Genomic DNA, 11,658 nt, shown 5'->3' on the forward strand with positions numbered 1-11,658 from the left:
CAGGGCCGCCTCCCCCGCTCGCTCACGCCGCGACCAGCGGCCGGCCCCGCGCCTCCGCGGCCAGCCGCCGCTGGAAGTCACGGCTGGCGAGCAGCACCCACACGACGTGGTCGAGATCCATCCGTTCACCGTTCGCCTGCATCGCCACCGGCAGCTCCGGCGGACCGGACGGGAACAGCAGCGCCTCCAGGTCGCCGACGGGGCGGGTGCCCGACGGTGCCGCCGGCGCCACCCGGGGCGCGACGGCGGCTGCGGCGACCGGCCGTCGGGCGGCGAGCTCGTCGATCGGCTGCACGCCGATGAAGGCATCGCCGGAGCCGGTGGCGTCCGCACTCACGCCATGGACGAACGCCGCGTCGGCGGCGCCCCACACCCGCCGACCGTCCGGCGTGAGCACCACCAGCCGCCCGTCCCGACGCGACATGACGAGGTCCTGGTCGTGCACCAGTCCGTGGTCGACGTCGCAGAGCAGCACCAGGTTGTCGACATCGGTGCCGCCGCCGAACAGCCAATGCCGCATGTGGTGGGCGTGCAGCCGTTCGATCCTTGTCTCGGTGCACCCGGGCCGGGCGCACCCACCGTCCCGCCGGATCAGCGCGCGCCGCTGGGCACGGGTGGGCAGCCGACGGGACCGTCCGACGCCCAGCACCTCCCGGCCCCGTTCCAGCATGGTGACGACCGCCGCGCCGCAGAGCATCCGTCGGACCTGAGCCGGGTGCAGCGCGGGGCCGCCCTCCAGGTAGGCCTGGCCGGCCGCGCCGTCCTCGGCCAGCACGGCGGCGTCGGCGTGCACCACGACCTCCCGGAGAGGCGGGTCGCCGGGCCGGCGATCGACACGCCTGCCCGCTCGGACGAGGTCCACCACGGCGGCACACCGACGGGCCGTGGTGCGCTCGCGAGCGGCGGCCAGCGCCTCCCGCTCCGACCCGGCCGCGTCGTCCCCGGCTGCGTCGGGCGCGTGGTCGGCCGCGGCGCGCTTCTCCGCGGCCCGGTCGCGCCGGGCCACGGTTTCGGTGCGCGACTCGACCGCCGCGAGGAAGTCGGCGCCGTCCTCCGGCGCGAGGCGCATGCGGACGACCAGCGTGCCGTCGTCGTCCCACCAGTACTGGAACTCCTTCTTCCTGGCGACGGTGCCCTCGTCGACCCGGTCGCTCCGCCGCCAGGCCCGCACCGCGCGCTCGACCTGGGACGCGGTTCCCGCGAGCGCGAGGTCCAGGAGCGTCTGCTCGGTCTCCGGCTCGGCGACGCGGGTCACCGCGCGCACCTTCGAGTACGACAGCCGCCCCTCCGCGAAGGCTGCCGCCAGACGCGGGAGGCCGGTCAGCGCCCGGGCGACGCGGACGTGCTCGCGAGCCGTGACGGGCGCCATGCCGCACTGCCAGGCCAGCCAGTGCGCACACGAGACGATGCCGTGCGCACTCCAGCCCTCCCGCCGGTCGAACTCCGCGATCAGCCGCAGCCACGCCGCCGTCGCGGCCGCAAGCCGCACGGCACCCGCAGTGATCTCACGGGCCAGGTCTGGCAAGGGTCTCTCCGCCACGAGCTCCTCCTTCGAACGTGTGATCGAAGGTACGGGTGGGGTCTGACAGTTCGGAGTGCCGCCGACGGCGGGACGCTTCCGCGGGAACGTGCCCGGAGCCTGGCCGCAACAGAGCCCGCGGCTACACCGAGCGGTGTCTGCCGGGTGCCCCCTGGTGAGGACGGGCTCGGGCTGACGCTGCTGCTTCTCCACATTCCCGAGGCATGGGTGTTCCCGCGGGAACACGGTGAGCGGGAACGCGGCCACGGGGACAGCGGCGGCCGCCGCACCTGCGACCCGAGGCACTGACGGTCCCGAACCAGCACCGGACGGAGTCGGCGTCGCAGGCGCGCACGTTCCCGCGGGAACGTCCGGCGGAGCACGGAAGAATGCGGACGTGCCCGCCATCGAGATCGGAGCACTGCCCGCCCGCGCTGCCGGTGAGCTGCTCACCCTCCAGCGCGCTGCCTACGTGACCGAGGCCCAGCTCTACGACGACGCCCGGCTACCGGCGCTCGTGCAGACCCTCGACGAACTCAGGGCGGAGCTGGTCCGGTGCCTCGTCGCGCAGGCCGGACGCCGGCTCGTCGCGCCGTGCGCACCCGGGAGGAGAACGGCGTGGGCGACGCTGTTCACGGGGCACCTGAGCACGGCGAACCTCCGGCTCTACGAGCGGCACGGCTACCGGGAGTCCCGGCGGGAACGCGTGCACGCCGGCCTCGATCTCGTCCACCTGGACAAGGACCTCGCCTGACCTCCAGCACGGCGTCGGAGCGCATCCCCCTCCGTCGGGGTGAGCGGGAGCGGAAGCACGACCGCGGACAGGGGAGAATGGCCGGCATGACCCACGTGCTCGACCCCGACGCACTGTCGGACGACGCTCGGGCGCTGTCCGTGCCGCTGCCCCCGTACCGCGACGTGACCCGCTCCGACTCCGCCTTCCGCGCCTTCCTGCACGGCCTGCCGGGGGTGGACCAGGTGGGCGCCGAGGCACGCGTCGCGCAGCTCGGCACCCGCTCGATCAAGACCACGTCCAAGGCATGGGCGATCGACACCGCCATCTCGATGGTCGACCTCACCACGCTCGAGGGCGCCGACACCCCCGGCAAGGTGCGCAGCCTGGCCGCCAAGGCGCTCCGCCCCGACCCCACCGACCCGACCTGCCCGCGCGTGGCCGCGGTCTGCGTCTACGGCGACCTCGCAGGGGTCGCCCGCGAGGCGCTCGGCAACAGCGGCGTGCACGTCGCCGCCGTCGCCACCGCGTTCCCCAGCGGCCGCGCCAGCCGGGCGGTCAAGCTCGCCGACGTGCGCGACGCCGTCCAGAACGGCGCGGACGAGATCGACATGGTCATCGACCGGGGCGCGTTCCTCGCCGGCCGCTACCTCGAGGTCTACGAGGAGATCGTCGCTGTCAAGGAGGCCTGCGGCGACGCCCACCTCAAGGTCATCCTCGAGACCGGCGAGCTGGTCACCCTCGACAACGTCCGCCGCGCCAGCTGGATCGCGATGCTCGCCGGCGGCGACTTCATCAAGACCTCCACCGGCAAGGTGAGCCCCGCCGCGACGCTGCCCGTCGCCCTGGTGATGCTCGAGGCGGTCCGCGACTTCCGCGCCGCCACCGGTCGCCAGGTCGGCTTCAAGCCCGCCGGCGGCATCCGCACGACCAAGGACGCCGTCAAGCACCTCGTGCTCATCAACGAGACCGTCGGCCCCGACTGGCTCGACCCCGACTGGTTCCGCTTCGGCGCCTCCAGCCTGCTCAACGACCTCCTGCTGCAGCGCCAGAAGCTGCGCACCGGCCACTACTCCGGCCCCGACTACGTGAGCGTGGACTGACCGACCCATGAGCGTTTTCGAATACGCCCCCGCCCCCGAGTCGCGGTCGATCGTCGACATCGCGCCCTCCTACGGGCTGTTCATCGACGGCGAGTTCGTCGACGGCACCGGCGAGTCGTTCAAGACGGTGAACCCGGCGACCGAGGAGGTGCTGACCGAGGTCTCCGCCGGCAGCGAGGCCGACGTCGACCGCGCCGTCCGCGCCGCCCGCCGCGCCTTCGACAAGACCTGGGGCCCTCTGCGGCCGGCCGACCGCGGCAAGTACCTCTTCCGCATCGCCCGCCTGCTGCAGGAGCGCGCCCGCGAGTTCGCCGTCCTGGAGTCGCTGGACAACGGCAAGCCGATCCGGGAGTCCCGCGACGTCGACGTCCCCCTGGCCGCGGCGCACTTCTTCTACTACGCCGGCTGGGCCGACAAGCTCGACCACGTCGGTCTCGGCACCAAGCCGCGGCCGCTCGGCGTCGCCGGCCAGGTCATCCCGTGGAACTTCCCGCTGCTCATGCTGGCGTGGAAGGTCGCCCCGGCCCTGGCCGCCGGCAACACCGTCGTCCTCAAGCCGGCCGAGACCACGCCGCTGACCGCGCTGCTGTTCGCCGAGATCTGCCGCCAGGCCGACCTGCCCGCGGGCGTGGTCAACATCGTCACCGGCGCCGGTGACACCGGCCGGGCGGTGGTCGAGCACGGCGACGTCGACAAGGTCGCGTTCACCGGCTCCACGGACGTCGGCCGGCAGATCGCCCGCGCGGTCGCCGGAACCCGCAAGAAGCTGACGCTGGAGCTCGGCGGCAAGGCGGCGAACATCGTCTTCGACGACGCCCCGATCGACCAGGCCGTCGAGGGCATCGTGCAGGGGATCTTCTTCAACCAGGGCCACGTCTGCTGCGCAGGCTCCCGGCTGCTGGTGCAGGAGTCGATCCACGACGAGGTCATCGCCGGCCTGCAGCGGCGCATCGGCACCCTGCGCGTCGGCGACCCGCTGGACAAGAACACCGACATCGGCGCGATCAACTCCGCCGAGCAGCTCGCCCGCATCCGCGAGCTCTCCGACATCGGCGAGGCCGAGGGCGCCCAGCGCTGGCAGCCGGCGTGCGACCTACCCGACCGCGGTTTCTGGTACCCGCCGACGGTCTTCACCGACGTCTCCCCCGCGCACCGGATCGCCCGCGACGAGATCTTCGGCCCGGTGCTGTCGGTGCTGACCTTCCGGACGCCGGACGAGGCGGTCGCCAAGGCGAACAACAGCACCTACGGGCTCTCGGCCGGCATCTGGTCGGAGAAGGGCTCGCGCATCCTGAGGATCGCGGACCAGCTCCGCGCCGGCGTGGTGTGGGCCAACACCTTCAACAAGTTCGACCCGACGTCGCCCTTCGGCGGCTACAAGCAGTCCGGCTACGGCCGCGAGGGCGGCCGCCACGGCCTGGCCGCGTACCTGGAAGGTGCAGACCAGTGATCGGGAACGACCGGCTCGCCGTGCGCAAGACCTACAAGCTCTACGTGAACGGCGCCTTCCCGCGGTCGGAGTCCGGCCGCACCTACGAGGTCACCGACGCCAAAGGCCACTTCCTCGCCAACGCCGCCCGCGCCTCGCGCAAGGACGCCCGGGACGCCGTCGTCGCCGCCCGGGCCGCCTTCCCGAAGTGGTCGGGCGCCACGGCCTACAACCGCGGCCAGGTGCTCTACCGCGTGGCCGAGGTGATGGAGGGCCGGCACGTCCAGTTCTGCGAGGAGGTCGCCGCCGGCGAGGGCCTCAGCTCCTCGAAGGCGCGGGCCGCCGTCGACGCCGCCATCGACCGCTGGGTCTGGTACGCCGGCTGGACCGACAAGCTGGCCGCCGTGCTGGGCGGCGCCAACCCCGTCGCGGGCCCGTACTTCGACTTCTCGACGCCCGAGCCGACCGGGGTGGTGGCGGTCCTGGCCCCGCAGCAGTCGAGCTTGCTCGGTCTGGTCAGCGTCCTGGCCCCCGTCCTCGCCACGGGCAACACCGCCGTCGTCGTCACGTCGAAGGACCGGCCGCTGCCGGCGGTCACCCTGGCCGAGGTGCTGGCCACCAGCGACGTCCCGGGCGGGGTGGCCAACCTGCTCACCGGGGACGCCGAGGAGCTGGGCACCTGGCTGGCCGAGCACGCCGACGTCGACGGCATCGACCTCACCGGCGCCCCGCCGAAGCGCGCGATGGAGTTCGAGCGGGAGGCCGCCGGCACCATCAAGCGCGTCGTGCGCCCGCCGGCCACCGAGCCGGACTGGACCGCCGACCCCGGGCTCACCCGGATGACCCCGTTCCTGGAGACCAAGACGGTGTGGCATCCGATGGGTGTCTGAACCGCCGCGCGCGACCACGGGGGTACCTGGAAAAGTGTCCCCGTGGCCAGGCCCAGCATCGTTCCCATCGCACTGACCCTCGACGACCGAACCGGCTACACGCTGTGGGCTCCCCCGTGGGAGGAGGACGGCGAGGAGTGGCAGGCGTTCCTCGGCACCACGGTCGGGGTCCGAGCCGACATCAACGACGACGACCCGGAGAACCCGGTGCCCACCGCCGTCGTCCACCTCTTCCCCTCCCCCGCGGCCCTGGCCGCCTTCTGCCGCTCCAGCACCGACCACGACCTCGCCGACCACCCGGTCTGGCCGGTCGTGGCCGGCCTCGGTGCCGCCGATCTGACCCCTGACGACGACCACCGCTTCGACCTCGACGGCGTGTACGACGTCGCCGCCGAGGACCCGGACCGCTGGGCGGTCGAGGAGCTGGCCGCCACGATCGACATCGTCAGCCGGCTGGCCGAGTGCCTCGACACCGCGGACGAGGACGACGACGACCTGGACGAGGACGACACCGAGTTCGAGGCCGTCGCCGAGCTGGTCGCCAAGCCCGAGATCGGCTCGCTGGGCCTGGGCGCCGAGGCCTTCGTCGGCCGCTCCGGCGAGGACGCCTGGCTCGGGGTCGGCACCGCCCTCGACGAGCTGTGGGAGGACGTCGTCGAGGAGCTCGGCGAGCACCTGGACTGGACCGGCGCGGCCACCGTCTCGGTGACCGACTACCCGTCGGCCTCCGCGGCCGCCCCGATCGCCGTGGACGACGACCTCGACGACGAGGACGAGGACGACGACCTCGAGACCGGCGACGCGCGCGACACCGCCGGCGTGCGGACCATCGCCGGGGGTGGCGGGCGCTTGGCGCACGACCCGGCCGCGGTCGCCAAGGCGACCGGGTTCTGGGAGGGCGTCGGCATCCTGCCGGTCGAGGTGGTCGTGCCCGAGGGGGCCGGCCTCACCCTGCGCTGCTACGTCGACGACGTCGCGCGGTTCCTCGGGCGGGACGGCGAGGTCTTCCTCTTCGACACCCCGGCGGAGCTCCGCCGCTTCTGCGCGGGCACCGAGGCCCACGACCTCACCGAGATCGCCTCCTGGCCGGAGGTCGCCGCCACCGACACCCCGCCGCTGCCGTCGGAGCAGGACCGCTACGACCTGGCCGGGCTGTCCGAGGTGCTCGGCGAGGTGGCCGACGGCGCCGCCGGGCTGGTCGGCCACGCGTCGCTCGCCCAGCCGGTGGAGGGCGCGCGGGACCTCGCCGAGTACGCGTCGCTGCCGCGGGTCGAGGAGCTGCTCTCCCCCACCGCCCCGCTGGGCCGGGCCGTGGCGATCGGCGAGCGCCAGCCCGATGCCGTGCTGCGCCCCGAGGACGCCGCAGCGGTGCGCCCCGCCTGGGACGAGATCGTCACCCTGGTCAGCGGGAAGCTCGTCTTCCGCCACTGAGGCGACGCACGACGCAGAGCGGCCGGCCCCGGGAGATCCCGGGACCGGCCGCTCGGTCGTTCAGGTGTCAGCTGCCGTGGCGCGAGGGGCGGCCGGGCCGCCCGCCCGGGCGACCGCGGTCGCCGTAGGACCGCTCGCCGCTGCCGCCGTGGGACCGCTCGCCGGCGGGCCGGGGGCGGTCGCCGTAGGAGCGACGCGGGCCGCCGCGCGACCCGCTGGGGCGCTCGCCGTCGCGACGCGGACGGCCGCCGGGGCCACCGCCACCGCGGCGCATGTCGCGGTGCGTGCGCTCCTTGGGCTCCACCGGCACGCCGGTGGCGATCAGGTCGAGGATCGGCTTGTCGCCGGGCCGCGTCCGGTCCAGGGGCGGGTCGACCTTGGCCGTGCGGAACCGGCGCTTGGCCTGGCCGACCTGGTCGGGCAGCAGGAGCGACACGACGACGCCGCCGGCACCCGCGCGGGCGGTGCGGCCCGAGCGGTGCAGGTAGGTCTTGGCGTCCGTCGGCGGGTCGTAGTGCAGGACCAGCGAGACGTCGTCGACGTGGATGCCGCGGGCGGCGACGTCGGTGGCGACCAGCACCGGCGAGCGGGCGTCGGTGAACTCCTCGAGAGCCCGGCGGCGCGCCGACTGCGGCAGCCCGCCGTGGATCGCCTCGGCCTTGATGCCGGCGGCCTTCAGGTTCTCGGTGAGCCGGTCGACGCCCAGCTGCGTGCGGGCGAAGACGATCGTCCGGCCCGGGCGGGAGGCCAGCTCGGTGGCCACCTGCAGCTTGTCGCGGAAGGCCAGCGTGAACGCCAGGTGCTCGGCCGGCGGGGCGTCGTCACCGGCGCGCTTGACCTCGTGCCGGGCCGGGTCCTTGAGGTAGCGGCGCACCAGGGCGTCGACCTCGCCGTCCAGCGTGGCCGAGAACAGCAGCCGCTGGGCGTCGGGGGCGGTCTGGTCGAGCAGCTCCTTGACGACCGGGAGGAAGCCCAGGTCGGCCATGAAGTCGGCCTCATCGAGGACCGTGACGACGACCTCGGCGAGGGTGGCCTCGCCCTGGCTGATCAGGTCCTGCAGGCGGCCCGGGGTGGCGATGACGACGTCCACGCCGCGGCGCAGCTGCTGGATCTGCCGGTACATGGGCGCGCCGCCGTAGACGGTGGCGAGCTGCACGCCGGTCGCCTGGCCCAGCGGGGCCAGGTTGTCGTGCACCTGCTGGGCGAGCTCGCGGGTCGGCACGAGGACCAGACCGCGCGGGGCACGGCGGCCCTGCTTCACCTCCGCGCCGATGCGGGCGAGCAGCGGCAGGCCGAAGGCGAGGGTCTTGCCCGAGCCGGTGGCGGCCTTGCCGAGCACGTCGCGGCCGGCGAGGGCGTCGGGGAGGGCGGAGGTCTGGATGGCGAACGGGCGGTGGATGCCGCGCCGCTCGAGGGCGGTCACCAGCTGCTGGGGCAGGCCCAGCTGGCCGAACGTGGGGCCGGTCGGCTCCGCGGCGGCCTCGGTGGTGGTGGTGTTCTCGATGGTGGGGTCGGCCTCGTTCGACTCGAACGAGACAGGGTTGACCACAGTCATGCGGGGTGGGGCTCCGATACAGCTCGGAGCGCGGTCCCGTGGAAAAGGAAGTCACGGCGGGGCGCCGCGTTCCTACTGGCGATCGCTTGCGCCCAGGGGTGGAACGCGGGATCTGCACGGATGCGCTCGTGCCCGGACGTTCCGTCCGGGAGGATGACCGGCGTTGTGCCGGTACCCCCAGGCTAGCAGCGCAGGCCCCTCGGAGATTCCCCGCGCGGAGGTGGGGACGGTCACCCTCCGTCAGCCCCGGAGGGCGGCGTACCCGGGCCGGACCACGTCGGTGAGCAGCCGCGCGCGCTCGGCGTCGTCGAGGAAGGCCGCTGCCAGCGCACGCTCGGTGACCGTCTGCACGTCGTCCCAGCTCCATCCGAAGGCGGCCGCGACGTCGGCCAGCTCACTGCTCGCCGAGACGCCGCTCATCAGCCGGTTGTCGGTGTTCACGGTGACGGCGAAGCCCAGCCGGTGCAGCCGGTCGACCGGGTGGCCGGCCAGCGACGGGTAGGCGCCGGTCTGCACGTTCGACGACGGCGCGACCTCCAGCGGCACCTGCTCGTCGAGCACCCGCCGCACCACCGGCCCGAGCGCGCCGTCGCCGGCGACCTCGTCGGCGATCCGGATCCCGTGCCCCAGCCGTTCGGCACGGGCCCCGTCCAGCGCGGCGCGGATGCTGTCGGTGCCGGCCGCCTCGCCGGCGTGGATGGTGCGGTGCGCGCCGGCGCGGTCCAGCAGGTCGATCGCGGCCGGGATGCGGTCGGGCGGGAAGCCGATCTCGGGGCCGGCCAGGTCGAAGCCGACGACGCCCGCGTCGCGGTAGCGGACGACGAGACCGGCCACCTCCTCCCAGCGGTCGGCCTGCCGCATGGCGCACAGCAGCGCGCCGACCCGGATCGGGGTGCCGGCCGCGGTCGCCTCGGCCGCGCCGACCGCGAAGCCGTCGACCATGGCCTCCACGACGGCCTCGATCGCCGTGCCGCCGGCCGTGGCCAGCTCCGGCGCGAAGCGGACCTCGGCGAGCACGACGCCGTCGGCGGCGAGGTCCAGCGCGCACTCGCGCGCCACCCGGTGGACGGCGTCGGGGGTCTGCATCACGCCGACCGTGTGGGCGAAGGTCTCCAGGTACCGCACCAGCGAGCCGCTGTCGGCGGCCTGGCGGAACCAGCGGCCCAGGCTCTCGGCGTCGTCGGCCGGCAGCTCCCGGTACCCGTGCTCCGCGGCGAGCTCCAGCACCGTCTGCGGGCGCAGGCCGCCGTCGAGGTGGTCGTGCAGCAGGACCTTCGGGGCCTGCCGGATCGATGCGAGGTCCACCGGATCGTTCACCTGTCCTGCCAACGGAAGGAGCGGATGCACAGCACCAGCCCGGCGATGCACCAGAGGCCGAGCACCAGCGCGACGCGTTCCAGCTCCCAGCTGCCGGCCGGCTCGTCGGCGGCCAGGGCGTCGGGCAGGAACACCGAGCGCAGGCCCTGGGCCATCCACTTGAGCGGGAAGAGCGAGGCGAACACCTGCATCCAGTGCGGGATCTCGCTGAACTGGAAGAAGACGCCGGAGACGAACTGCAGCAGCAGCGCGAACGGCGTCACCGTGGCCGAGGCCGAGCGGCCGTTCTTCGCGATGCTGGAGATGGCGATGCCCAGCAGCGTGCAGGCCGCCGCACCCAGCACCGTCACCCAGGCGAAGGTGAGCCAGTCGCTGCCCGTGGGCAGGTCGACCCCGTAGAACACGACGCCGACCAGCAGCAGGATGACGATGCTGACCAGCGTCACCGCCAGCACCTGCACGATCTTCCCGATGAAGAAGGCGCTGCGCGGCATCGGCGTCCCGGCCAGGTGCTTGAGCGTCCCGTCCGAGCGCTCGGTGGCGATGCTGATCGCCATGTTCTGCAGGCTGGCGCCCAGGATGCCGGCGGCGATGATCCCGGCCATGAAGTACTGGGTGAAGCTGACGCCGTCGCCCAGGTCGAAGTTCAGCACCGCGCCGAAGACCACGAGCAGCAGGACCGGCAGCAGCAGCGTGAAGACCACCGACTCGCGCTGGCGGAAGAACTCCTTGAGCTCCACCGACACGCGCGAGCGGTAGACCGACGCCAGCGGGGGCAGCGCCGGGGCCTCGCGGGCGGGAGCCGTCATCGGGCGTCGCCGATCATCTGCAGGTACACGTCCTCGAGCGTCGGGCGGGTGACGGCGAGGTCGGGGACCTCGCCGGAGAAGCGGGCGGCGAGCTCGGCCACGAAGGCGGTCGGCGTCGCGGTGGCCTGCGACCGGCGGACGCCGTCCTCGCTCCAGCTGACGACGGCCGGCGCGGTCTCCCGGCCGCCCAGGGCACCGGGGACGGCGACCTCGACCAGCCGGCCGCCGGCGATGACACCCACCCGGTCGGCCAGGGCCTCGGCCTCGTCCAGGTAGTGGGTGGTGAGCAGCATGGTGGTGCCCAGGTCGCGCAGGGACCGGATCAGCGACCAGAACTGCCGCCGGGCCTCCGGGTCGAAGCCGGTGGTGGGCTCGTCGAGGAAGAGCAGGGTCGGGCGGCCCACGATGCCCAGGGCCACGTCCAGCCGGCGCCGCTGCCCGCCGGACAGCAACCGGCCGCGGACACCGGCCTTCTCGGTGAGGCCGACCAGCGCGAGCACCTCGTCGACGTCGCGCGGGTCGGCGTAGTACGACGCCTGGGCGGCCACCAGCTCCCGCACGGTCAACTGGCTGTCGCCCGAGCCGGACTGGAGCACGATGCCCAGGCGCGCCTTCCACGCCCGGGAGCCCTCGGCCGGGTCCTCGCCGAGCACGCGCACCTCGCCGGCGTCGCGCGCGCGGTAGCCCTCGCAGATCTCGACCGTCGTCGTCTTGCCGGCGCCGTTGGGGCCCAGCAGCGCGAAGATCTCACCCCGGTGGATGTCCAGGTCCAGGCCGTCCACCGCGGTGAAGTCGCCGTACCGCTTGACCAGGCCCCGGACGGAGATCGCGGCCTCCGGGTCGGGTTCCATCGGCCGCCTCCCGGGTCCAGC

10 protein-coding genes are annotated in these 11,658 nt (G+C 74.0%); 5 read left to right on the forward strand and 5 right to left on the reverse strand.

The features are described from left to right. Nucleotides 1-22: 22 nt before the first annotated feature. Nucleotides 23-1,540: an HNH endonuclease signature motif containing protein gene (locus tag DQ239_RS03070; RefSeq protein ID WP_233488689.1), complete on the reverse strand. Its 1,518-nt coding sequence runs from the start codon at nucleotides 1,538-1,540 to the stop codon at nucleotides 23-25. A 376-nt stretch (nucleotides 1,541-1,916) separates the two neighbouring features. On the opposite strand from DQ239_RS03070, the gene DQ239_RS03075 reads away from it, so the two are divergent. The 5 genes from DQ239_RS03075 to DQ239_RS03095 all read left to right on the forward strand — a co-directional run bounded on the left by DQ239_RS03075 (nucleotide 1,917) and on the right by DQ239_RS03095 (nucleotide 7,105). After that, nucleotides 1,917-2,273, forward strand: a complete 357-nt coding sequence (locus DQ239_RS03075; protein ID WP_199582548.1) for a hypothetical protein — start codon at nucleotides 1,917-1,919, stop codon at nucleotides 2,271-2,273. Between the two features lie 86 nt (nucleotides 2,274-2,359). After that, nucleotides 2,360-3,355, forward strand: coding sequence for a deoxyribose-phosphate aldolase (deoC, locus tag DQ239_RS03080; protein WP_113833284.1), 996 nt, complete (start codon nucleotides 2,360-2,362; stop codon nucleotides 3,353-3,355). Between the two features lie 7 nt (nucleotides 3,356-3,362). Then, complete coding sequence (locus DQ239_RS03085) at nucleotides 3,363-4,805, forward strand: aldehyde dehydrogenase family protein (protein WP_113832806.1); 1,443 nt, start codon at nucleotides 3,363-3,365, stop codon at nucleotides 4,803-4,805. Beyond that, nucleotides 4,802-5,674 carry an aldehyde dehydrogenase family protein gene (locus DQ239_RS03090; RefSeq protein WP_233488691.1) on the forward strand — a complete coding sequence of 291 codons (873 nt, stop codon included), beginning with the start codon at nucleotides 4,802-4,804 and terminating at the stop codon, nucleotides 5,672-5,674. Before DQ239_RS03085 ends, DQ239_RS03090 begins: the two co-directional genes overlap by 4 nt. A 42-nt stretch (nucleotides 5,675-5,716) precedes the next feature. Then, entirely contained in the window at nucleotides 5,717-7,105 is a 1,389-nt protein-coding gene (locus DQ239_RS03095) for a hypothetical protein (RefSeq protein WP_113832807.1), read from the forward strand. 67 nt (nucleotides 7,106-7,172) lie between these two features. Here the strand turns inward: DQ239_RS03095 and DQ239_RS03100 are convergent, their stop codons facing one another. From DQ239_RS03100 to DQ239_RS03115, 4 genes are all read right to left on the reverse strand, one after another. Then, a complete protein-coding gene (locus tag DQ239_RS03100; RefSeq protein WP_113832808.1) occupies nucleotides 7,173-8,660 on the reverse strand; it encodes a DEAD/DEAH box helicase in 1,488 nt (495 codons plus the stop codon). A 240-nt stretch (nucleotides 8,661-8,900) separates the two neighbouring features. Further along, on the reverse strand, nucleotides 8,901-9,965 hold the full coding sequence (locus tag DQ239_RS03105; RefSeq protein ID WP_233488692.1) for an adenosine deaminase: 1,065 nt from the start codon (nucleotides 9,963-9,965) through the stop codon (nucleotides 8,901-8,903). A gap of 8 nt (nucleotides 9,966-9,973) precedes the next feature. Then, entirely contained in the window at nucleotides 9,974-10,786 is an 813-nt protein-coding gene (locus DQ239_RS03110; protein ID WP_113832810.1) for an ABC transporter permease, read from the reverse strand. Next, on the reverse strand, nucleotides 10,783-11,637 hold the full coding sequence (locus DQ239_RS03115; RefSeq protein ID WP_113832811.1) for an ABC transporter ATP-binding protein: 855 nt from the start codon (nucleotides 11,635-11,637) through the stop codon (nucleotides 10,783-10,785). Before DQ239_RS03115 ends, DQ239_RS03110 begins: the two co-directional genes overlap by 4 nt. Nucleotides 11,638-11,658: the final 21 nt, after the last annotated feature.

This window comes from Blastococcus sp. TF02-09 (assembly GCF_003319105.1).
GTDB lineage: Bacteria > Actinomycetota > Actinomycetes > Mycobacteriales > Geodermatophilaceae > Blastococcus.